This window comes from Rhodoflexus caldus, from assembly GCF_021206925.1.
In the GTDB taxonomy this organism is placed as follows: domain Bacteria; phylum Bacteroidota; class Bacteroidia; order Cytophagales; family Thermoflexibacteraceae; genus Rhodoflexus; species Rhodoflexus caldus.
In genome coordinates, this window is sequence record NZ_JAJPRF010000011.1 from 52,659 (window position 1) to 73,729 (window position 21,071).

Below are 21,071 nucleotides of genomic sequence, written 5' to 3' on the forward strand. Positions count from 1 at the left end.
TGCGTTATTTTGAGCCGTTTATTTTTTTGATGAATCTTTATGGAAATCAATCAGATACCCGATAACATTTTGGCGCAGGTCAGGAAACTGGAAGAAAAGTATGAGGTCATGGGACAAGATTTGTCATCCTATCTGGACGGCCTGCTCTATGCCAATTATCTCACCTACTGGGACTACATCCATCTGGATACCTTGCTCAGCCTGCAAAATCCGAAAACGGACTTCCCCGATGAAATGATATTTATTTCCTACCATCAGATTACGGAGCTGTATTTTAAACTTTGCCTGCACGAAATGCGCCAACTGGCCACTGCATCATCGCCCGATGCTGCTATGTTTGTTGATAAAGTTAGGCGAATTTCGCGATATTTTAAACAATTAGTCAGTTCTTTTACCGTAATGGTAGAAGGAATGGAGCAGGCGCAGTTTCTCAAATTCCGCATGTCGTTGCTGCCTTCCAGTGGCTTTCAGTCTGCACAATACCGCATGATAGAAATTTGTGCAACCGATTTTAAAAATCTGGTAGCAAAAGATTTTCGCCCGCAAATAGACACGCATACAACCATTGAGGAAATGTATGAAAACGTGTATTGGAAAAAGGGCGCAACAGAGCTGGCCACCGGCAAACAAACCCTGACACTCAAGCAATTTGAGGCTAAATATTCCGAGCAACTCATCGGGCTGGCACATCGTTACCGCGACTGCAACCTCTGGCGGCTCTACCGTACCCATTTTGCCGACCATGAAGCGGCTAAAGAAGCCCTCCGCGAATTAGACGCATTGGTGAATATTGACTGGCCGCTGGCACACCTGAGTTCTGCCATGCGCTACCTGAAACGCGAACCTGCCGACATTGCAGCCACAGGTGGCACAAATTGGCAAGAATATTTACCACCCCGCTTTCAGAAAAGAATTTTCTATCCTGAATTGTGGACAACAGAAGAAAAAAATGAATGGGGCAAAAGCTGGGTGATACAAAAGTTGAAGGGATAATATTATTTGGCTATATGGACACCTCTCTGTGCTGATTTACTGCACAGAGAGGTGTTTTTTTATGGTGAAAACAAAGAAATAAAAATGCGTTGCAGGGATATCTGCATATACTGTCAATTTTAAGTGAAATTAACAGTGTAAAAATTTGCAAGTGGCAGTCGGCAGGGCTTGTTTTACCTCGGTAAATCGTCTTTTATCGGTGAAGCTGTTGCATATGTGATTTCATTAGTAACAGCCGCCTCTCAAAAGGCTGATAAACCATAAACCTAAAATCTATTACAACTTATGAAACCCATCCGATTATCAATTGCGCTTTTAACTGCATGGATGCTTGCAATGGCACTGGGCAGTTGCAACAAATCAAACCCTGATCCGGTGCCTCCTGCCTGTCCACCCGACCCGAAACCCGTAGTTAAAACCGAAGGCCCTGTGCGATTTGAGTTTGGCGTAACCGACCTTGACGGAAATCCTAAAAACTGCTTCCGAAAAGGTGAACCTTTCCGCGTGTATCTCTATATCATTAATCAGGGAGAAACGCGGTTATGGTGGAATAATGCTGCACCTGAGTCTTATCTGACTCCTGAATTATTTATTGTAGATCAAGACGCCCCCCCCATTATCAAATGGAGTAATAGCGCCCAATGCAGAGGTCCATATGGACATGTAATAGCTGCTTTTGATTCATTGATTTTTGATACGCCGCGCTCCTTTGAGCTTCCATATTTACAATCTTTAGCACCTGTTCCATATTTGGAATATCTCAAAAGGCGAAGATGTAGAGTCCCTGAGTGGAGAGTAATTGAAGGAAACTTAGAGAAGTTACCTGTGGGGCGCTATCGCATCAGACTGCGCATAGCATTATTACTGGGCGAACCTAAGCCTGGTTACTCACCTATACCCTCAGGTGATGAAAAACTACTGCCCCTCCAATCCTATGCCTTTGAAGGTGAGTTGCCGCTGGTGGTGCAATGAGTTATATTTATTTTTCTCATGGAGCATTTGCGTATGCTCCATGAGTTATTGATTCACACAAACAAATAATCACAATGAACAAAAAACAATTCTTTCTCTTGATTTTATTCTTTCTGACATTCAATGTAAATGCCCAGTACCATATACATTATTTCGGTAAGCCCATGCGAAAGGCTCCTGACAAGACCGATGTACCAACTTTTAACATGGCGTTTTTTGATGCAAAAAATATACTTGCTTCGGAAGAAGCAAATAATCGGCAAAAGTCAAAGCCAACTTATCAATTTGGTAAGACCTTTGACGTATCAATAGACTTGCTCAAACAGCCGCAATGGAAACAAGAAGCTAAGGGAAGGGTTTTCCGCTATAGAATCAAAGCTGAGGGAGCAAAGTCAATTAGCTTTGCTTATAAGAAATTTTTCCTGGCTGAAAATGCATGGCTGAAAATATACACACCTGACAGCAGTATGGTGATGGGTCCGATTGCGGGTGGAATATTTAAGACACCTGATTCATTTGCTACCGATCTATTAATCGGAGATGAAAGTATTATTGAACTTTTTGAACCGGAGGGAGCCATTGGAACATCTGTCGTTCAGATAGAAAAAGTTACTTTAGGCTACCGCGATTATTTTGCTGCTGAACAGGAAGCAGCTATTAGCAATGGCCGAACAGAAACAGCATTAGCCTGTCAGCGCAATGTCATTTGCGAAAGCAACTATACGAATGAATCTAATGCGGTAGCGTTATGCTTTTTTGGCGAAGATGGCTACACAGGACAACTGATTAATAACTCAGGAGTAATCTCTAACGCTAATTCACAAAGACCGTATTTCATAACTGCATTTCATAGTATTGAGCTCGCACCTGCTTTGATTGCATCTTCTACTGTTTTCAGATTTAAGTACCGAAGTTCGCAATGCAATAATAATATAATACCGCCCCAAAGTTCATGGTTTGTGTGGTCTATGGGAGCAGATGTAAGGGCAATTCATGAAGCTACCGATGTCGCACTTTTGGAACTCAGAACAGGTTCTTTAGGCGTATTTGGGTTCAATCAGATGCTTGCCAATAATGGAATCTGGTACTTGGGATGGTCGCGTTACAACTGTGGTCTGAATACATCTGCCGCGCCGGTAGCATGTCTTCATCACCCAAGAGGGGATTTGATGAAAATTTCGCTTTCCAGACTGCCTGTTACTACAAATCTTCCACCTACTTTTCAAATAGACCCTCCCTATAATCCTGTCAATTTTAATTTCGTAACCTTTAATAGTGGTAGCCCACAAACTATTGGTGCAGGCACTCAGCCTGGCTCTTCTGGTTCAGGCTTATTAGACCAAAATAAAAGACTTATAGGTGTATTAACAGGAGGAGCACCTGTGAACCCTTCTTGTAATAACCCAGACTACTCTTATTATGGTCGTTTTGATTTAGCCTGGGAAGGTGGTGGTACGCCAAATACACGCCTTAAGGACTGGTTAGATCCGGGTAATTTGAATGTTATGACTCTTAACTCATCACCTGCTAACTCTACTACAACTGCCGGAAGTCCAAACTTTCCTGTAACTAATTTGATAAGTGTTTCAGGAGCAGGTATGTCTGTATGTCAAAGCGGCTTAGGTTTAGGAGTTATATATGTATGATGGAGCATCCACTACTAGCATACCTAATTTAGCCAGAATTGAACAGGCTCAGTGGTCGTCAACATCGAGTAATGTACAGGTTGTTGCAAACCCATCTAATGGTCTTACTGCAACAGTATTTGCAAATACTTTTACAGGACAATGGGTTACCCTCATGGTAAGAGTTAGAAATTGTGCAGGATGGAGTGGCTGGCAATCGTTTCAGGTATTTGTCTGCAATGGCTTTAGTGGTTGGCGGTTTAGCTATGGCCCTAATCCGGGGGACGATATACTAACTATTAAAGCTGTACCCGATGAAACAAGAACAAATACGGCAGATTTGAACGGAAAACAACAAGTTCCACCAGCCTTTACTGCTATACTTTTTAACAATAGAGCAGAGGAAGTACTAAGAGGAGAATCGGACAACAATGGTCAACTAACTCTATCTGTCAGTAAATTACCAAGAGGGGTTTATTTCTTGCACATATTAGGGACTTCAGGAGAGCTATTAGAGAAGAAACAAATCCAGATAGGTGCTCCTTTGAGTTATTAATTTTTAAAAATCTTTGAAAAGATACGGTTTGTTCATACAACAAACCGTATCTTCCATTCAACTACCAAATAATTACGAACCAAATGCTTTCCAAGATAGATACCGCTCTGCTGGCTTATCTTCATGAACTCATTATCAAAGGACGCGCCGGCATGCCATCGGAAATAGCAAAACGCCTGGGCATAGGCGAGCGAACACTGTACCGCTACCTGAAACGACTCAAAGACATGGGGGCGCCGCTGTCCTTCTGTCGCCGTCGCAGGCGCTATGTTTACACAAGCGAATGGCAATTACCTGCCCCATAAAGGAGATACATATCCCGAAAGGCTTTTGTATCTTTCAGGCGAAATACTGTTGTTTATGAATCAGATTCTGGGAATTATCCCTGCCCGCTATGCTTCTACACGCTTTCCGGGCAAAGTGCTGGCCGATATTGCCGGAAAAACCATGTTGCGCCGCGTATATGAACAGGTTAGCGGTTGTAGCTCGCTGGCCAAAGTGGTGGTTGCTACCGACCATGAATTAGTGGCAGAAGAAGTGCAACGCTTTGGCGGCGAAGTAGTTTTTACGCACGAAGACCATCCCAGTGGCACCGATCGCTGTTTTGAGGCGCTGCAAAAAACGGCAGGACATTTTTCACATGTCATCAATATTCAGGGCGACGAACCTTTCATCAAGCCCTCGCAAATAGACTTAGTGGCTGAGGCACTGCAACGCGAAGGTGCAGATATTGCCACGCTGATTATCAAAGTAGATACAACCGAACAACTCACCGACCCGGGCGAGGCCAAAGTAGTACTCAAAGCTAATGGTGAGGCTATTTATTTCAGCCGTCAGGCCATTCCGCACCTGCGCGGCATTCCGTTGGAGAACTGGCTGCAACACCACACTTTTTACCGCCATGTAGGTATTTACGGCTATCGCAGCGAGGTGCTGGAAGCCATTACGCGCCTTGCGCCTTCACCTTTGGAGGAATGTGAAAAATTAGAGCAACTGCGTTGGCTGGAACACGGCTATCGTATCCAGACAGCCCTCACCAACGAAGACAGTTTCTGCGTGGAAACTCCCGAAGACCTTGTAAGAGCTGTTGAAATGGCGGAACTCTCCGGTATATAAGCAGCAGACAGGGTAAGTTGCCCTGAGGAATTTTACCCTGCACCTGCAATTGCTTTGAATTACGTGAACTATTTAAGTTCTATTGGAAAAGTTATATTTTTACTTAACCTATGTTAGGGTCTGCGGCGTTCCGTCCGACCGCTATGGGGGATTTGCACAAAAACGCAGGTGGTTTGCGCAGGTGTTTTGTGTAAGTTTTTGAAAAACAAATGTTTGCGTATAAATATCCCTGACGGCAGATGAAAGTATCGTCAAAAAAATGATTACATTCTAATTCGCTTAAAAAAATCGGAAAACCTCACGGCAAAGCGTTTGAGTGCTTCACCGCGAGGTTTTCGCAAGACTGCAAGCGGCAGTTCCTACTCTGCCAGCGCGTACAAAACGGTCAGAATGCCCGCTATGAAAGCGGCAGTAGCCAGCAGGAACACGCGCACACTGTTAATGAACATGCCCATTGCCCATTTTTGGTCGTCGGTATAGGGCTTACTGAACACATTTTCGGTTTTCATGGCTCAATGCATTTAAAGTTACTTGTGAGCAGGTTTGTGTAAAAGTTTGTGCCACAGGGCTTTTTCCTTGTTCCAAAAGAATCGGAATTGCCCAAGCAGCGTTCCGTAAACGAGTAATAACAGCTGGTATGAAGGAAACAGGAGGAGCAGGTACGTAACAGTTTTTATCCACACGGGGGTGGCTTCCGTATAGCCCAACAGTTGGAAGACGAACTTCCGCACCCACACTACCGAGCTGCCGGCAAGTGTGAAGGTCAGCAAAACGGCAAGCAGTTGGGCATTGCTTGTAATTTGCCATTTGTTTTTCAATCGCTCAAACATAGGCTTGTAGGTTAGTTGATGTGCAAAATGTATTCGGAAAGCGCTTGCAGTTCATCATCGGAAAGTTGGGCAAAGCCGGGCATTTGGGGCGCATCGCTGCGCTTTTTGCCGGGGGCTTTAATCCACTTTTTGAGTCCTTCGGGGTCATTTTTGTAAATGCTGACCATTTCGGTAACGGGCGGACCAACCACTTTAACATCTTGCGCATGGCAGGCACTGCAATTTTTCTGAAAGACGGCTTCGCCTGCGCTGCCGCCCGCGTCGGCAAGCAGTTCGCCGCTCGGGTTGTTTTGCATGGCTTGGGCGTGTTGCGCTATCAGTTCGCGGTAAGCAGCGGTTTTCTCTGCCATCAGTTCGCGGTGCGGCTCTATGGCATTGGCGCGGTAGATGTGTCTGCCGCTACCCATTACCAATACGGTTACCAGCATCAGGGAAGCCACCTTGCCGAAGTGCCTGTCCAAATGAACGGGGTTGGGCGAAGTCATATCTTGCCACATCCAATACAGTGCAGGAGCTACTAAGGCTACACCTGCCAGCAGCGTAACTACCAGCGTAGGGCTGATGCCTTTGGAAGGCAGCGTGCTAATCAGAATCGGACCGACCAATGCCACCTGAACCGCCAGCGCACCGAACGCCAGCCCGTAGAACATTTTGCGCACTTGGTAGCGGTTCAAATCGGGCAATTTTTCCTCAAATTCATACGATTGCCGACCGAAATACCAAAACAGGAACAGCCCCGTAACCGCCAGCGTGCCGACGATGAAGAACAGATAGCGCGGCAGCACGTTAGGCAACATCAACGCTTCCAAAAAGCCCTTCACCGTTCCCCATTTTTCGGGGAAAAGCATCAGGTTTACGTTGGTCAGAAAAATGAACGGAATGAACAGGAAAATCAGTGCCGATACGCCGATAATGGCTAAATGCAATTCTTTTTGCTGTGCCAACTTTTCCCAAGAATATTTGTGGGCATAGGTCAGCAGGAAAGCCACCGTAACCAACGGAATAATCATAATCCACGCAAGCCCCGTGAGGGCATTGGCAGAGTAGAAATAGATGGTGTACAGCGTGTTGATAGCCAGCAGCGGGGCAACGCCCAACACTACGGCAAGGCTTTTGTTCACCGTAACGGTTTTGGCAATTTCGTGTGCCAGCGCGTCGTAGCCTTTGTTGCGCAAGCCTTTCCACTCAAACCAGAGGGTGAGCAGCACGCCGCCGACCATCAAATCCACGAAAATGATGTGCAGCAGGAACGACACCACCAGCACGCCCACCAAAAACCATTCGGGCATGGGCAGAGGCAAGTCCAAATCTTTCGGAACGGGAACTTGCGCTAATATGAACAGCAAGGTTTTCATGGCTCTTCAAAAAATTATTGTTTCAAATTGGCTTCCGTGTTGCTTTTTTCGGCAAGTTGCTTGTCGTTGCGCTCACTTTCTTTGCGGGCAAGTATGCGTTCGGAAAGTTGTTTAATCTCTTCGGGGGTTGTTTGCACGGGCGTTCCGGCAGTTTGTGCGCCCTCTATGCTTTCAGGATAGACCTGCAACTGCGCAATGTATGACACCAATGCGTCCAACTCTTTTTCATTGCCGGGGAAGGGCGGCATGTAGTAGCGGGCATTGTGCATGTTTTTGATGTAGTTTTTCATTGCTCCTTGCGGGAACGGCTGCCCCTTGCCGCCGTACATGCGGTCAAACACCGAAACGATAGAGTTAATGCCGCTTGTGGTGTGGCAGCGGCTGCACGCTACCATGAACACATCTTTACCCGCTTCTACTTTGTTGGCTTCGGTAACTTCGCGGTGCTTCACGTAGGTGGCAAATTTGAGCACGCCTTCTTTTTGCAAGAGCGGGTATTCATCTACCCGTATGCCGTTGGAATACATGTAGTTACCGATAACGTAGGGTTTGCGGATAAATTCGCGGATGCGCTCAAAGATGCCCGCAAAGCCCAGCATCACTATCACGGGGACTACGTAGGCGTAGGCAGGGACTTGCTGCGGCTTCCAACGGCTTGCCAGTGCCACGATGAAGGAAACGCCCAACGCACCGAATATGAACTTGGTCAGCAGGTTGTACCAATCCTGAAAGTCCTGCGTACCGACCGCAACCGCCATGTTGCCAATCATCAGCGTAGGGATGACTTTGTAGTACCACAGCGAAGCAGCCAACGAAAACGGCATCCAGAACAGCATCCAGCCGCCCAAGAATCGCAAGGCTTTGTAGCGGATTTCTTCGCCTTTTTTGGTGAAAACAATGGTCAGGAAAAGCCCCATTGCGCCTGCCATTACCATTGCCAGCGGCGTGCGGAAGGCAAGTTGCGGCAAATAAATCGGGTTAGTGAAGCCGTGCACCAGCGAACGTTCGGTCAGCCAGTTGCCCGTATCCATCATAAAGCCCAAAATGCCCACAATAATTGCCATGGTAAACCATGAGGCAACACTCAGACCTACGCCCAAGAGAATGTGCTTGCCTTTGCTGCGGAAACTTGCATTGGATTTTTTCCATGTGAGGAAATAAATCAGAATCAGTACGACTTCGGTAACGAATACAATCCATTCGGTAAACCATGCGAAGAAAAACACGCGAATCAGACTGCCGATGGAATAAGGATTGATAAGCGAAGAAGACAGCCAGATGCCCACGCCCGTCATTGCGCCAATGGTAGTGGTGATAACAAAGCCTACAAACATAATTTTGTAAGCCAGTTTGTCCCAGCGCTCATCCTGTGTTTTGAAGCCAAGCCATTCCATAAAAGTTACCATAGGAATGAAACCGACTGCCAGCGCGTGGTTAATCAGCACGTGCAAAATAGCGATGATGGCTATCAGCACGCGATTGTTTAAAAAGTCAAGGTGAAATATAGGAAAGTCCATACGGCTTGTGCATTTTTAGACCTATGCAAAAGTAGCGGCAGGGGGCAGGCAAGTAAAGTCATATTTTACGGTGAAAATGGTACTTTTTACGGTTTGTAGGTCGCAAAGCCTATCTTTGCCCGAAACACCCCCTTTGTAAGCACATGTTAGAAAAATTTGAAGCCATCTGCGTGGCATTCAGCGACTTTGCATGGGGCTACCACTTGGTGGCTTTGCTGGTTGGCGGCGGTATTTTCTTTGCCGTCTATTCGGGGTTTAAGCCCTATCTTTACTTGGGACATGCCGTTAATATCCTGCGCGGCAAATACGACGATAAGGATTCCCCCGGCGACATCAGCCACTTTGCAGCCCTTTCCAGTGCCATTGCCGCTACGGTAGGCATGGGTAACATCAGCGGTGTAGCGGTTGCCATTGCCACAGGCGGACCCGGGGCGTTGTTTTGGATGTGGGTAAGCGCATTTTTCGGCATGGCTATCAAGTTTTTTGACTGTACGCTTGCCATTATGTACCGCGGCAAAGACAGCGAAGGCAACATCCAAGGCGGACCGATGTACATCATCACCGAAGGTTTGGGGCAGCGGTGGAAACCTTTGGCGATTTTCTTTGCATCGGCGGGCATGATTGGTATGTTCCCCGCTTTTCAGGCAAACCAACTCACGCAAATCATCCGCGAAGTGGTGCTGTTGCCCAACGGCTGGGCTTCGGCAGACCCTTTTACCTCTAACCTCATCACGGGCATTGTCATTACGGTATTGGTGTCCTTTGTCATTTTTGGCGGTTTGCAGCGCATTGCCGATGTGGCTTCCAAACTTGTGCCTACAATGGTGGTGCTGTACGTGGCTTCTGTGCTGTTTGTGATTCTAAGCAACATAGAAAACGTTCCCGCTTCTTTTGCGCTGATTTTCAGGGATGCCTTTTCGGGGGATGCCGTGCTGGGCGGTGCTTTGGGCGCGCTCATCCTGACGGGCGTGAAGCGGGCGGCATTTTCCAACGAAGCGGGCATCGGGACAGCACCGCTGGCACACGGGGCAGCCAAAACCACCGAACCCGTCCGCGAAGGGTTGGTTGCCATGTTCGGCCCTGCGATAGATACCCTGCTGATTTGCACCATGACCGCGCTTTCCATCATCGTAACGGGCGTTTGGCAAAACCCGAAAAGCAACGGCGTAGCCATGACGCTGGAAGCCTTTCAGTCAGCCATGCCGGGCTTTGGGCAGTACGTACTGATTGCCTGCGCTGCCATCTTCGCACTGACAACGCTGTTTACTTATTCCTATTTCGGCGGCAAGTGTTTCGGCTATTTGTTTGGCGCCAAGCGGCAACATTGGTACAACTACATCTACGTGGGCAGCATCATCATGGGCGCGGTGGCTTCGCTTACGGCAATGGTCGGGCTGATTGACGGCGCATATGCACTGATGGCACTGCCCAACATGTTTGCTGCGCTTATGTTAGCCCCCAAAGTAAAGGCAGCCATGAACGACTATTTTCAACGGATGGGGAAATGACAAACCACTACGATTACATCATCGCCGGCGGTGGGTTGGCAGGTTTGAGCCTTGCCTATGCCATTGCGCAAAGTCCTGATTTGCAGGATAAAAAGGTGCTGATTATAGACCGCGAAGCCAAAAAAAGCAACGACCGCACATGGAGCTTTTGGGCTGCCGCACCGACGATGTTTGACCACATTGCCCATCGCACATGGAAAAAAATCAACTTTGTTTCCGATACGCTTAACCGACAATTTGACCTGACCCGCTACCGCTATTCCACCATTCGCGGCATTGATTTTTACAGGGAAGTAAACCGCGTATTGCAACAGGCAGCCAATATTTCTTTCACATACGGCGAAATTACCGAAGTAGGGCAGGAGGGTGAGCAGGTGTACGCAACCGTCAACGGGCAGCGGTTCACGGGCAACTACCTCTTTGATTCGCTGTTCAGGGCGGAGCTATTCAGCCCCTACCACGCTGATTATCACTATATCCGGCAACATTTCAAGGGCTATGTCATCCGCACGCCGCAGCCTTTTTTTGATGACAACGCCATCACGATGTTTGACTTCCGAACGGAACAGAAAGACGGCGTGTATTTTTTCTACATTCTGCCCTATGCCAACAATTTGGCGTTGGTAGAGTACACGGGCTTTTCACGCGATTTGCTTCCCGAAGCCGAGTATGACCAAGAGTTGCGGGACTACATCCACAATCGGCTGCAACTGACTGATTATGAGATAGAAGAAACAGAATTTGCCGTTATCCCGATGACTGATTACCGCTTTGAGAGCCGCAAGGGACGCATCGTGCGCATAGGTGTACAAGGCGGTATGTCCAAACCTTCCACGGGCTATGCCTTCATCAGGATTCAGCGGCAAGTAGAACGGATTGTCAAGAGTTTGCGGGAGAACGGCACACCGTTTTACAAAGAGTCTTACCGCCCGCAGTTCAGGGTTTACGATGCCATGCTGCTCAACATCATGCACCGCGAGGGTTGGAAAATCGCAGAAATTTTTTCGGAAATGTTTAGGAACAATCCCATTGAGCGGGTTTTGCGCTTTTTGGATGAACAGACGCACTTTGGCGAAGACCTGCTGATTATGGCATCTGTTCCGCCGATGCCTTTTTTGCAGTCTATCCGCAATCTGTTTTTCAGCCGAAAGCCTGTGAAAAAGATTAAAAAGTATAGAAGTTGAAAGGCAGATTTACGTCTTCGGCAAACTCTTGACCACTCTCGAGCATGTCAAAGTCATTGTTTTGGTAGTACCAATTGACGGTTACTTTGCCTTTTTTGCTGCGCTGGTAGTCTTCCAGCATGTCAAAAATTTCCAGAAAACGGCGAGAGCTGCTGGTGTTGAAGTAAATCATTTTGAAGTTAAAAACGATTTCTCTGCCCGGCGTTGCCAAGTAATCGCGCAGCCATTTGATGATAGGTTGAAAAAACTCTACGGTATATTCATGGTAAGATTCACCGGAAATCTCAAGCACTCCCGACTGCGCGTCGAAGTGCACGGTCGGAATATAATTTGAGCCGGTAATCGAAAAATTCTCCATCTATCTACTTTATTTTTTTTCCTGATTGATTTGTACTGTCAGAATGAAAAAACTGTGCTCATTATCGGTCGGTAGAAATTCGTAGCGCAGGGGATTTTTGGCTTTTCTGATAACGCCTACGAGCCCTGTGCTGTCTTGGTCTTCGGGTGTTCGCAACTGCTGCCTGAAATAGCCGCGCAGTTGCTCATCGTCAAGTTGGTTAATGTAATCCAATTTCTGTTTCAGATAGTCAATTTGCTCGTTTTTTACCGTATTGCCCGAACCAACTGTGAAAGCACTCTCATCGTCATTGGTTGCAATAACAACGATGCCTTTACCGACCATTTTTTTATCAGACTCCGAATAGTCTTTTTCGGCAGAGTAGAGGTTAATGTTTTGTACCAACTCCACCATAACGCTAAAAATCCGCCGTCTTGTTATATCGCTTTCCGCTTGTTCTTTTACGTTTCTGCCCATCATGGTCAGAACATCAGTAGTCATCATACCCTGAAAAGCAAGCAGAATATGATGTTCTTCCACTAACTTGTAAAAGTCGTAAGTCGTATCGTTGTTATTTTGTTGGCTCATTGTAAGCAAATATAAGGGTTTCGGGCAAATTCAGAAATTTAAAAGGTATGACTGTTAAAAAAAATGCGCCGTTTTTTTGCAAACGGCGCATTGCTTATTGCCAACTTGTATGCGTTCTGATATTGGCTTTCAGGCTGTTAAGCATGGAGTAAAGCCCGAAATAGGTGCGGTTGAGGTACAAAGCATCTTTTGCGCCCCGCGCTTTTTTGGATTTTTTGAGTTCGTCCATTTTGGACAAGCGTTCGCCAAACTGATAGAGTTGCATAAAGTAGCTTTCATCGCCAAAATCAAAAGTTTCTTCACGGAATGGGCGAACGGTCAGGTAAATCATTTCGCTGAATGTTTCCATGAACAGTTGCTTGATGGCGGGGCTGTCGTCTTCATAAATGAAACCCAAATCGTAGAAGGTTTGCTCTAAACCTGCGGGGTCATCAAAAATGCGGGGATTGATAACGCGGAAATGGGCTTTATAATAGTCAGGCGGAATAACTTTCACACAACCAAAGTCTATGATGCCCAATGTGCCGTCGGGGCGCATCAGAAAGTTACCCGGGTGTGGGTCGGCATGTACCATCAACATGCGGTGCATTTGGTAGTCATAGAAGTCCCACAGTGCTTGCCCGATTTGGTTGCGGACTTCTTGCGAAGGGTTGTCTTTGAGGAAATCATCCAAGTGCTTACCCGACATCCAGTCCATGGTCAGAATGCGTTTGGATGTATATTCGGGATAATATTTCGGGAATGCCAGATTGGGTATGTGGGTACAGGCTTTGGCGATGCAGTCGGCACGGCTCATTTCCAGTTCATAATCGGTTTCTGCTATGAGCATGTTTTGGACTTCGCTCATGTAGAGGTCTAAGTCGCGCTCATTGAGTCCCAGAATCTGTACGGCAAAGGGGCGCACCATTTTCAGGTCGGAAGCGATGCTGTCGGCAACGCCCGGATACTGAATTTTGACGGCAAAAGTTTGTCCGCCTTTGGTTGCTTTGTGTACCTGCCCAATAGAAGCCGCATTAACCGCATCTTTGGTAAACGTGTCAAATATTTCGTTCGGGTTTTTGCCGAAAAATTGCTGAAAAGTCTTCACTACCAGCGGATAGGAAAGCGGCGGCGCAGAATACTGAGCCATCGTGAACTTCTCCTGATAGGCAGTGGGAAGCATGTTTTTATCCATGCTCATCATTTGGGCTACTTTCAAAGCGCTGCCCTTCAGTTCGCTGAGCGTTTCGTAGATGTCCTCTGCATTGTCGCGGTGCAGGTCTTCGCGGCTGACATTGCTGTCCACCAATCGCTTGGCGTAGTGCTTGATGTAGTTGCCGCCGAGTTTGACACCTGTTTTAACAAATTTGGCGGCGCGTTCGGCTTTGGTGGTTGGTATAGTGTCTTGGACTTTTGGCTTATCTTCTGCCATAACGAGTGATTTTTCTTGTAGGTATGCAAGTAGAATATAACATGCGTCGGGTGCGTGTGCATCCTAACGGTTATGTTGCCTATGTGTAAGCACTTGTTCAACGTGCAAAAACAAATTTGGCGAAGTCAAAGGCCGAATCTGCGATGTTTTTACCTAACAGGTCAAAGGAGAGATTAACGGCTTTTTCAATGGCTGCATCGGTTCTTTCAAAACTTTGGCTGTTGTCTTTTATCCAGAAACCAATGATAAATTCCATTTGCCACCAAAGAAAGCCTGCATAGCGGTCGGTCAGGAAAGGGCGGTCTGTTATTTCTCCGGTATATATGCCGTCGTTGATAATTCCTTTTACAAAACTATCAAAAGATTTTTCTAAGCGGGCAAACAGGTTCGGTTCTCCGCAGAGGCGGCGTTCTAAGCTGCCCCGCTGCTCATAGGTCATTTTGGCAAAACTGCGAACATTTTTCAGTGTTTCTATGTAACCGTAGTACATGGCAAGCATCTTTTCGCGGGCACTGTACTCTTCAAAAACGCTGTCGTTGCGCAACTTGTTAATTGTGTCGTTAAAGGCATCGTCCCATACGGCCTCTTCCAAAGCGGCAAAAGATGAATAGTGGTCGTAAAACGATTTTTCATCCATATTGAGGCTTTGCATGAAGGTAAACACAGAGGCGGGGCGTTTGCCGTGATTCAGTACGTAGCGGATGTATTCCTGCTTGATTTGTTCCATAATGAGGGATGCTGATAGCAAAAACTTTCAATTTTGATTCCACCTATTTTAACTGATTGAGCAGCTAAAAGGTTCTCAAACAATGAAAAACATTGGCTGCCGTTGTTTTTTTCGCGGGGGCGTATATACAAACCTGACAGGTTTTTAAGACCTTTTAGGTTTAAACTGCTGTTTTTCAACAACTTACCAAAAAAGCATTTTTCGCAAAATCACTTACAATTTTGCATAAGTAAGCCCCAACCGGCATTTCGGGATTTGGATGTGGGATTTCAGATTTAAAAAAATCAGCAAAAATATTTTACAAATTAGCGCAATTGGTTTGCGCAAGATTAGGCATGTAACCCTGACGAATCTTGGATGCCCGTCAGGTTCTGCCTATGCCATGCATTCCATTTAGCCAGATGCTCAGGCAATGGTTTTACCCTCCGCTTACAGGCGGAATCAGTGCGATTTCGTCGGTTGGGCGAATGATGTAGTCGGGCAGTGCATACTCGCCGTTGATGGCCACCGCTACCGATTTAAGTGCGCCCATCATTGGGTAAGTGGTTTTCAGTTCGTTGAGCAAATCGGCTACGGTGTAATGTTCCTGTGCAATTTGCCACTCCAACGACGATGTGCTGAGTTGTTCGCGCAGAATCCCGAAAAGTAGAATGGAAATTTTCATGCAAACAAAAATACAATTTACCGCGCCTAACAAAAAATGAACAGATAATTGCTTTGTATGCGGATGCCTTGTTATCTTGTCTTATCAATCAGCTATTCCTCAATTACGCTTTTTGTTGGTTTACCAAAAAGTTTACCTTTTTTTCATGGGCAAATGGCTTCATGCAATTAGCTTTTGTGTAGTATGGTGCGCGTTTTCAATTACTGCCTGCGCGCAGGGCGATGGTCAAAAAGGCATTGACCATTCGTACAAACCACTGACCCTAAAATTGGATGACAGCGGCAACAAGTATGTCCGTTTTATTATTTGGCATCACTTCTGGCTGAGTCGTACGCAGAACAACCCGGGTACGCGTTCCTATACGGGAGAAGATATGCCTGCATCGGTTGATTTTGGGGTGCGGCGTTCCCGTTTTTTGGCCTATGCACAGGTTTCTCCTCGCTTTTTAGTGCTGACCCACTTCGGCATTAACAATCAGAATTTTGCCTCCGGCGGCGCTCCCGGTACAGATGCAACCAATCAGGTAATTTCCGGCAACAAAAAACCGCAGATTTTTTTTCATGATATCTGGACGGAGTACATGATTGCCGATAAAAAACTCTATATCGGTACGGGTTTGCACTATTGGAACGGCATTTCGCGCATGAGCAGCCACAGTACGCTAAATTTTATGACCATGGATGCGCCGATTTTTAACTGGCCGCTGATTGAAAACAATGACCAATTTGCCCGCCAGTACGGCGTATATGCCAAAGGGCAATTGGGAAAGTTTGACTATCGGATTGCCGTTAATAAGCCGTTTCTGTTTGACCGACAGCCGCTGGAAAACCGCGCTTTTGGTACGGCAACCGAAAAAGCAGCGTTCTCGGGCTATTTCAATTACATGTTCAAAGAAAGTGAATCCAACAAACTGCCTTTTTTTGTAGGCAGTTACCTTGGCGCAAAAACGGTTTTTAACATTGGTGCGGGCTTTTACTACCATCCCGAATCTACGGCCAGTCTGCAAAATGGGGTTAAGACAAAGCACGATATCGTGCTATGGGGTGCCGATTTGTTCTACGACCGGCCGTTGAATGGCGGTAAAAATTTTCTCTCGCTGTATTCGGTATTCTACAATTACGATTTCGGCCCTAACTACCTGCGCAATATTGGCATATTGAATCCTGAAATCAATTTTAACCCGACCACCGTCTCCTTTAACGGCCCCGGCAATGCACAGCCAACCATCGGGACGGGGCAAATCTGGTACACGCAGGTTGGTTTTGGGCTTCCCAAGTTGAAAAACGGTACACAGTTTATGCCTTATGCAACGCATACGTGGAAAAATTTTGAGTATCTCAACCAGCCATCTCATCAGTTTGATATTGGTTTTCAATGGTTTATTAATCAGCATAATGCCAAAATATCGCTGCAATATGGCGCAAGACCTGTGTACGACCTGAACCGCAATAAACTTGGCAAACTCTACGGCGAGTGGATTTTGCAAACCCATATTTTTATTTGATTCACCTTTTTACCTACCCACGAAAATGAAAACATCGGAAGAAACCGAACACTTGCGCCAATATTGGCGGCGAAACCTGCGCATCTTAGCCGTATTGCTTGGCATATGGCTGCTTGTATCGTGCTTTTTGAGTATTTTTTTTGTAAAAGAGCTGAATGCTTACCGATTGGGTGGCTTTAAATTAGGCTTTTGGTTTGCTCAGCAAGGCTCTATTTATATTTTCCTTGCATTAATCGTCATCTACGTTCGTCAGATGAACAAGTTAGACAAGGAATTTGATGTTGATGAAAAATAAACATAATCGGCCGCTTTAAACAAATCAATCTCATGGATGTTCAAATTTGGACTTATATCATTGTAGGGCTGAGTTTTGCGCTGTATATCAGCATTGCACTCTGGACACGAGCAAACTCTACCAAAGAATTTTATGTGGCAGGCGGTGGTGTTTCTCCGCTGGCCAACGGCATGGCAACAGCCGCCGATTGGATGTCGGCAGCCTCTTTTATTTCAATGGCCGGCATTATTTCATTTGCAGGCTACGACGGCTCGGTGTATCTGATGGGTTGGACGGGAGGTTACGTGTTGCTGGCACTGCTGCTTGCTCCTTACTTGCGCAAGTTTGGCAAATTCACCGTCCCTGATTTTATCGGGGAACGCTATTATTCCAACGTAGCGCGGACAGTAGCCGTTATTTGCGCTCTTTTTGTTTCGTTCACCTACGTAGCAGGGCAAATGCGCGGCGTAGGCATTGTATTTTCCCGCTTTCTGGAAGTGGATATCAACACGGGCGTAATTATCGGGATGTTCATCGTGCTGTTCTATGCCGTACTGGGCGGTATGAAAGGTATTACCTACACGCAGGTGGCGCAGTATGTTATCCTGATTTTTGCCTACATGGTTCCGGCAATTTTTATTTCTATCCAACTGACGGGCAATCCCGTGCCGCAATTAGGCTTTGGCGGCACACTGGCAGCCGAACCGGGCGTTTATCTGCTCGACAAACTTGATGGGTTGAACCGCGAATTGGGCTTTACCGAATATACCGACGGTTCTAAGGCGCTGATAGACGTATTTGCCATCACCTTTGCGCTGATGATAGGTACTGCCGGATTGCCGCATGTGATTGTGCGCTTTTTTACGGTTCCCAAAGTGCGTGATGCCCGCTCCTCTGCGGGGTATGCGCTGCTGTTTATTGCCATCTTGTACACCACAGCGCCTGCCATTGCAGCATTTGCCCGCACCAATCTGATTCAGACCGTCAGCAATCAGCCATACGCCGCTATGCCTGAGTGGTTCAAAAAATGGGAGACAACCCAACTGATTAAGTTTGAAGACAAGAACACGGACGGCTTGATTCAGTACGTGGCCGATAAGGATAAAAATGAGTTGAAAATAGACAACGATATTATGGTGCTTGCCAATCCGGAAATTGCCAAGCTGCCCAATTGGGTAATTGCGCTGGTAGCAGCCGGTGGTTTGGCAGCAGCACTCTCTACGGCAGCGGGCTTGTTGCTGGTGATTTCCGCCGCAATTTCGCACGACTTGCTCAAAAAGCAGTTGATGCCAAAAATTACCGAAAAGCAGGAGTTGCTCGCGGCGCGTAGTGCATCAGTGTTTGCCGTGGTTATTGCGGGCTATTTCGGCATCAATCCTCCCGGATTTGTGGCGGCAGTAGTGGCGCTGGCATTTGGGCTGGCCGCTGCTTCATTTTTCCCTGCCATTATCCTCGGCATTTTCTACAAGCGCATGAACAAAGAAGGTGCTGTGGCGGGTATGGTAGGCGGCTTGCTGCTCATGATTTACTACATGCTGGCGTTTAAGTTCAATGCCTTTGGCGAAACTACTCCCAAAGACTGGTGGCTGGGCATTTCTCCCGAGGGTTTCGGAACGGTTGCGATGTTTGCCAACTTCTTTATTTCCATTGTGATTAGTGCCTTCACACCGCCGCCGCCCGTGCGTGTGCAACATTTGACCGAAAGCATACGCTACCCGAAAGGAGCCAAGGCCGCATCAGGGCATCACTGATGGCAAGTTATTGCTGATATACACAAACCTGACGGGTCTTATAAGCCCGTCAGGTGGAAGGATTACCCGCAGGTGTGTACACGAAAATCAGGAAAAATTCAGCAAACAACTGATAGTACTTTTACCTCACGTTATCACATTTGCCCGCTTTCCATTGCGAAATACCGTTTCGCAACGCCTCGGCAGCATTGCGGTAAGTCATTCCGTCGCAGCCACAGACAGCCGCAGCGGTAGAGCTTGAATAGCTGCCGGCACGCACATCTGCCGGTCGGTTCTTTTTACACTCCAATTTGTTGAGCCATTCCAAATCATAATTGGCGCGGCTTATCAGTTCGCTGCGTGTACAAAGGCCGGTTTTGTAGGTATAATCGGCGTTTCCGGTGGCATAAATCAGGTATTCTTCGCCTTTGAAAAACAGCCAGTCGCAGGAACTGAACCCTACTTCTATGTAGATATTGCGGTCTTGCAGTACAACGCCTTTCCAAAGTTGGATAACATCAAAAATGGCGTATTTTTTTACGCCCATATCCACAAATCCCGTGATTTTGCCATGAAATACGGCATCTGCATTTTCAAAAGCCTTTTGTACTGAAACAACGGAGTCGCTGCATTTGCAGGCGATGTAGTTATCGTTGGCAAAGTCGCCTTGTTCAATCCGCCCGTCGGGATAAATCATTACACCTCTGCCGTGCCGTTTGCCCATTTTCCAATCGCCCATGTACTTGGCACCGCTCGGCCAAATGCGCACGCCATAGCCGTTGGGCTCGTCGTTTGCCCATGTGCCTTCATGTGAGCCGCCGTCGGCAGAGGTTAATTTGCCCTCGCCGTGTCTTTTATCGTTCAGAAATTCGCCTGCGTAACGGTCGCCGTTTGGCCAGGTGTAGAGTCCGTAGCCGCTGCGTTTGCCCTGCACCCAGTTGCCGTCGTAAATGCTGCCGTCTTTGCCTGTGTAAGTGCCGCGTCCGTCCATCAGGTCGTTGCGCCACATGCCTACGTATTTGCTGCCATCCGGCCAGATGAAAGTGCCGCGTCCGTGCCGTTTGCCTGCGCGGTAATTACCCGCATATTTACCTGTTTGCGTGGAGTCCTTTTTTTGAGCGTATGCCGATGATAAATCAAGACAGAAAAACAGCAAAAAAACTGCCCCGATGCGTAGCAGATGGGTTATTGTCATCATGTTGTGTACTTATCAATGTATCAAACGAATTTAAAGCAAAGTGGGTTATTTGCGGATAACTTTGTTTAAATTTTGCCCACATGGAAATGAAAAAATGATGGATACGGCATTTATTTCAGGCGTTCTTTTTCCTGCCATTCTGGCGGTACTGATGTTGGGCATGGGCATGACGCTCAGCCCTGCGGATTTTAAGCGTGTGGCTGTTTTTCCGAAGGCGGCACTGGCAGGCTTGGCAAGTCAAGTGTTGCTTTTGCCGCTGCTTGGCTGGCTGATTGTGAGCGTGTGGCCATTGCCAACGGTTATTGCCTTAGGGGTGATGATAATAGCTGCCTGCCCGGGCGGTGCTACTTCCAACCTGATTACTTATTTTTCGCGCGGCGATGTGGCGCTCTCTATTACGCTCACGGCGCTTTCCAGTGTCGTAACGGTTTTTTCTATCCCTTTGATTATCAATGCTTCACTTGCTCATTTTACGGGTGAGGGACAGGAAATCCAATTACCTGTTGTCAAAACCATCATTCAAATCATTACCCTGACTGCCCTGCCTGTGAGCATCGGTATGTTGATTAACGGGCTGTTTCCGCGTTTTGCCCGTTGGTTTGAAAAGCCGATGAGTTGGATTTCTGCCCTGTTCATCATATTGGCAGTAGCATTAATTGTGGTTGTAATTCAGCAACGGGGCAGTGTTTGGGATTTTATCGCACAGGCAGGCCCGGTAGTACTGGTGCTGAATCTGGCATCGCTTACCTTGGGTTTTCTGATAGGGAAAATACTTCAACTGCCTGTTAGTCAGTCAATTACCATATCCATAGAAACAGGGATTCAGAACGGCACATTAGGCATTACGATTGCTTCCAGTCCCTTTTTGCTCAATCGCCCCGAAATGGCAGTGCCCGCAGCGGTTTATGGTATTACGATGTGCATCACAGGTGTGGCTGCTATTTGGTTTTTTCGTCGGCAGGCAACCCATTAGCTTGAAAGC

The 21,071-nt window shown here is 47.0% G+C and carries 22 protein-coding genes; 12 read left to right on the plus strand and 10 right to left on the minus strand.

Annotated features, from left to right (window positions below; all coding sequences use genetic code 11):
* Window positions 1–39: 39 nt before the first annotated feature.
* The 6 genes from NDK19_RS12315 (at window position 40) to kdsB (ending at window position 5,262) form a co-directional block, all read left to right on the plus strand.
* A complete protein-coding gene (locus tag NDK19_RS12315) occupies window positions 40–993 on the plus strand; it encodes a tryptophan 2,3-dioxygenase family protein (protein ID WP_250632195.1) in 954 nt (317 codons plus the stop codon).
* Between the two features lie 285 nt (window positions 994–1,278).
* A complete protein-coding gene (locus NDK19_RS12320) occupies window positions 1,279–1,965 on the plus strand; it encodes a hypothetical protein (protein WP_250632196.1) in 687 nt (228 codons plus the stop codon).
* Between the two features lie 74 nt (window positions 1,966–2,039).
* On the plus strand, window positions 2,040–3,611 hold the full coding sequence (locus NDK19_RS12325; protein WP_250632197.1) for a serine protease: 1,572 nt from the start codon (window positions 2,040–2,042) through the stop codon (window positions 3,609–3,611).
* A complete protein-coding gene (locus tag NDK19_RS12330; protein ID WP_250632198.1) occupies window positions 3,604–4,146 on the plus strand; it encodes a T9SS type A sorting domain-containing protein in 543 nt (180 codons plus the stop codon). The genes NDK19_RS12325 and NDK19_RS12330 overlap by 8 nt, the downstream gene beginning before the upstream one ends.
* 83 nt (window positions 4,147–4,229) lie before the next feature.
* Window positions 4,230–4,451, plus strand: a complete 222-nt coding sequence (locus tag NDK19_RS12335) for a helix-turn-helix domain-containing protein (RefSeq protein WP_250632199.1) — start codon at window positions 4,230–4,232, stop codon at window positions 4,449–4,451.
* A gap of 55 nt (window positions 4,452–4,506) precedes the next feature.
* A complete protein-coding gene (gene kdsB, locus NDK19_RS12340) occupies window positions 4,507–5,262 on the plus strand; it encodes a 3-deoxy-manno-octulosonate cytidylyltransferase (protein ID WP_250632200.1) in 756 nt (251 codons plus the stop codon).
* Between the two features lie 359 nt (window positions 5,263–5,621).
* Here the strand turns inward: kdsB and NDK19_RS12345 are convergent, their stop codons facing one another.
* Genes NDK19_RS12345 through NDK19_RS12360 form a run of 4 tightly spaced genes read right to left on the minus strand, consistent with a single transcriptional unit; the run spans window position 5,622 to window position 8,964 of the window.
* Window positions 5,622–5,771, minus strand: a complete 150-nt coding sequence (locus NDK19_RS12345) for a hypothetical protein (protein WP_250632201.1) — start codon at window positions 5,769–5,771, stop codon at window positions 5,622–5,624.
* An 18-nt stretch (window positions 5,772–5,789) separates the two neighbouring features.
* Window positions 5,790–6,092 carry a DUF6787 family protein gene (locus tag NDK19_RS12350; protein WP_250632202.1) on the minus strand — a complete coding sequence of 101 codons (303 nt, stop codon included), beginning with the start codon at window positions 6,090–6,092 and terminating at the stop codon, window positions 5,790–5,792.
* 11 nt (window positions 6,093–6,103) lie between these two features.
* Window positions 6,104–7,447, minus strand: a complete 1,344-nt coding sequence (locus NDK19_RS12355; protein WP_250632203.1) for a c-type cytochrome — start codon at window positions 7,445–7,447, stop codon at window positions 6,104–6,106.
* Window positions 7,448–7,461: 14 nt separating this feature from the next.
* The gene (locus tag NDK19_RS12360) at window positions 7,462–8,964 is read right to left on the minus strand and encodes a cytochrome c (RefSeq protein WP_250632204.1); all 1,503 of its coding nucleotides are present in this window, start codon (window positions 8,962–8,964) and stop codon (window positions 7,462–7,464) included.
* 143 nt (window positions 8,965–9,107) lie between these two features.
* On the opposite strand from NDK19_RS12360, the gene NDK19_RS12365 reads away from it, so the two are divergent.
* On the plus strand, window positions 9,108–10,472 hold the full coding sequence (locus NDK19_RS12365; protein ID WP_250632205.1) for an alanine/glycine:cation symporter family protein: 1,365 nt from the start codon (window positions 9,108–9,110) through the stop codon (window positions 10,470–10,472).
* Window positions 10,469–11,656, plus strand: a complete 1,188-nt coding sequence (locus NDK19_RS12370; protein WP_250632206.1) for a lycopene cyclase family protein — start codon at window positions 10,469–10,471, stop codon at window positions 11,654–11,656. Before NDK19_RS12365 ends, NDK19_RS12370 begins: the two co-directional genes overlap by 4 nt.
* On the opposite strand, the gene NDK19_RS12375 is transcribed toward NDK19_RS12370, so the two are convergent.
* The 5 genes from NDK19_RS12375 to NDK19_RS12395 all read right to left on the minus strand — a co-directional run bounded on the left by NDK19_RS12375 (window position 11,637) and on the right by NDK19_RS12395 (window position 15,383).
* Window positions 11,637–12,014: a DUF1987 domain-containing protein gene (locus tag NDK19_RS12375; RefSeq protein ID WP_250632207.1), complete on the minus strand. Its 378-nt coding sequence runs from the start codon at window positions 12,012–12,014 to the stop codon at window positions 11,637–11,639. The two genes, NDK19_RS12370 and NDK19_RS12375, sit on opposite strands and share 20 nt — an antisense overlap.
* A 9-nt stretch (window positions 12,015–12,023) precedes the next feature.
* Window positions 12,024–12,581 carry a SiaB family protein kinase gene (locus tag NDK19_RS12380; RefSeq protein WP_250632208.1) on the minus strand — a complete coding sequence of 186 codons (558 nt, stop codon included), beginning with the start codon at window positions 12,579–12,581 and terminating at the stop codon, window positions 12,024–12,026.
* 94 nt (window positions 12,582–12,675) lie between these two features.
* Window positions 12,676–13,992, minus strand: coding sequence for an ABC1 kinase family protein (locus NDK19_RS12385; RefSeq protein ID WP_250632209.1), 1,317 nt, complete (start codon window positions 13,990–13,992; stop codon window positions 12,676–12,678).
* A 97-nt stretch (window positions 13,993–14,089) separates the two neighbouring features.
* Complete coding sequence (locus tag NDK19_RS12390) at window positions 14,090–14,719, minus strand: TetR family transcriptional regulator C-terminal domain-containing protein (protein WP_250632210.1); 630 nt, start codon at window positions 14,717–14,719, stop codon at window positions 14,090–14,092.
* 418 nt (window positions 14,720–15,137) lie between these two features.
* The gene (locus NDK19_RS12395; protein ID WP_250632211.1) at window positions 15,138–15,383 is read right to left on the minus strand and encodes a MoaD/ThiS family protein; all 246 of its coding nucleotides are present in this window, start codon (window positions 15,381–15,383) and stop codon (window positions 15,138–15,140) included.
* 145 nt (window positions 15,384–15,528) lie between these two features.
* On the opposite strand from NDK19_RS12395, the gene NDK19_RS12400 reads away from it, so the two are divergent.
* From NDK19_RS12400 to NDK19_RS12410, 3 genes are read left to right on the plus strand one after another with little or no spacing between them, the layout of a single operon-like run.
* The gene (locus NDK19_RS12400; protein WP_250632212.1) at window positions 15,529–16,887 is read left to right on the plus strand and encodes a porin; all 1,359 of its coding nucleotides are present in this window, start codon (window positions 15,529–15,531) and stop codon (window positions 16,885–16,887) included.
* Window positions 16,888–16,912: 25 nt separating this feature from the next.
* The gene (locus NDK19_RS12405; protein ID WP_250632213.1) at window positions 16,913–17,182 is read left to right on the plus strand and encodes a DUF4212 domain-containing protein; all 270 of its coding nucleotides are present in this window, start codon (window positions 16,913–16,915) and stop codon (window positions 17,180–17,182) included.
* Between the two features lie 32 nt (window positions 17,183–17,214).
* The gene (locus NDK19_RS12410) at window positions 17,215–18,912 is read left to right on the plus strand and encodes a sodium:solute symporter family protein (protein WP_250632214.1); all 1,698 of its coding nucleotides are present in this window, start codon (window positions 17,215–17,217) and stop codon (window positions 18,910–18,912) included.
* A 121-nt stretch (window positions 18,913–19,033) separates the two neighbouring features.
* Here NDK19_RS12410 and NDK19_RS12415 read toward each other — a convergent pair whose 3' ends face one another.
* Complete coding sequence (locus tag NDK19_RS12415) at window positions 19,034–20,089, minus strand: hypothetical protein (RefSeq protein ID WP_250632215.1); 1,056 nt, start codon at window positions 20,087–20,089, stop codon at window positions 19,034–19,036.
* 94 nt (window positions 20,090–20,183) lie between these two features.
* Between NDK19_RS12415 and NDK19_RS12420 the strand changes: the two genes are divergently transcribed.
* On the plus strand, window positions 20,184–21,062 hold the full coding sequence (locus NDK19_RS12420) for a bile acid:sodium symporter family protein (protein WP_250632216.1): 879 nt from the start codon (window positions 20,184–20,186) through the stop codon (window positions 21,060–21,062).
* Window positions 21,063–21,071: the final 9 nt, after the last annotated feature.

Excerpts from the sequence above, each read along its gene's own strand:
- NDK19_RS12355 (WP_250632203.1), bottom strand. The coding sequence starts at position 7,447 with ATGAAAACCTTGCTGTTCATATTAGCGCAAGTTCCCGTTCCGAAAGAT.
- NDK19_RS12315 (WP_250632195.1), top strand. The coding sequence starts at position 40 with ATGGAAATCAATCAGATACCCGATAACATTTTGGCGCAGGTCAGGAAA.
- NDK19_RS12330 (WP_250632198.1), top strand. The coding sequence starts at position 3,604 with ATGTATGATGGAGCATCCACTACTAGCATACCTAATTTAGCCAGAATT.
- NDK19_RS12320 (WP_250632196.1), top strand. The coding sequence starts at position 1,279 with ATGAAACCCATCCGATTATCAATTGCGCTTTTAACTGCATGGATGCTT.
- NDK19_RS12370 (WP_250632206.1), top strand. The coding sequence starts at position 10,469 with ATGACAAACCACTACGATTACATCATCGCCGGCGGTGGGTTGGCAGGT.
- NDK19_RS12380 (WP_250632208.1), bottom strand. The coding sequence starts at position 12,581 with ATGAGCCAACAAAATAACAACGATACGACTTACGACTTTTACAAGTTA.
- NDK19_RS12395 (WP_250632211.1), bottom strand. The coding sequence starts at position 15,383 with ATGAAAATTTCCATTCTACTTTTCGGGATTCTGCGCGAACAACTCAGC.
- NDK19_RS12335 (WP_250632199.1), top strand. The coding sequence starts at position 4,230 with ATGCTTTCCAAGATAGATACCGCTCTGCTGGCTTATCTTCATGAACTC.
- NDK19_RS12365 (WP_250632205.1), top strand. The coding sequence starts at position 9,108 with ATGTTAGAAAAATTTGAAGCCATCTGCGTGGCATTCAGCGACTTTGCA.
- NDK19_RS12405 (WP_250632213.1), top strand. The coding sequence starts at position 16,913 with ATGAAAACATCGGAAGAAACCGAACACTTGCGCCAATATTGGCGGCGA.
- NDK19_RS12415 (WP_250632215.1), bottom strand. The coding sequence starts at position 20,089 with ATGATGACAATAACCCATCTGCTACGCATCGGGGCAGTTTTTTTGCTG.
- NDK19_RS12360 (WP_250632204.1), bottom strand. The coding sequence starts at position 8,964 with ATGGACTTTCCTATATTTCACCTTGACTTTTTAAACAATCGCGTGCTG.
- NDK19_RS12400 (WP_250632212.1), top strand. The coding sequence starts at position 15,529 with ATGGGCAAATGGCTTCATGCAATTAGCTTTTGTGTAGTATGGTGCGCG.
- NDK19_RS12420 (WP_250632216.1), top strand. The coding sequence starts at position 20,184 with ATGATGGATACGGCATTTATTTCAGGCGTTCTTTTTCCTGCCATTCTG.
- NDK19_RS12390 (WP_250632210.1), bottom strand. The coding sequence starts at position 14,719 with ATGGAACAAATCAAGCAGGAATACATCCGCTACGTACTGAATCACGGC.
- NDK19_RS12350 (WP_250632202.1), bottom strand. The coding sequence starts at position 6,092 with ATGTTTGAGCGATTGAAAAACAAATGGCAAATTACAAGCAATGCCCAA.
- NDK19_RS12325 (WP_250632197.1), top strand. The coding sequence starts at position 2,040 with ATGAACAAAAAACAATTCTTTCTCTTGATTTTATTCTTTCTGACATTC.
- NDK19_RS12345 (WP_250632201.1), bottom strand. The coding sequence starts at position 5,771 with ATGAAAACCGAAAATGTGTTCAGTAAGCCCTATACCGACGACCAAAAA.
- NDK19_RS12385 (WP_250632209.1), bottom strand. The coding sequence starts at position 13,992 with ATGGCAGAAGATAAGCCAAAAGTCCAAGACACTATACCAACCACCAAA.
- NDK19_RS12375 (WP_250632207.1), bottom strand. The coding sequence starts at position 12,014 with ATGGAGAATTTTTCGATTACCGGCTCAAATTATATTCCGACCGTGCAC.
- kdsB (WP_250632200.1), top strand. The coding sequence starts at position 4,507 with ATGAATCAGATTCTGGGAATTATCCCTGCCCGCTATGCTTCTACACGC.
- NDK19_RS12410 (WP_250632214.1), top strand. The coding sequence starts at position 17,215 with ATGGATGTTCAAATTTGGACTTATATCATTGTAGGGCTGAGTTTTGCG.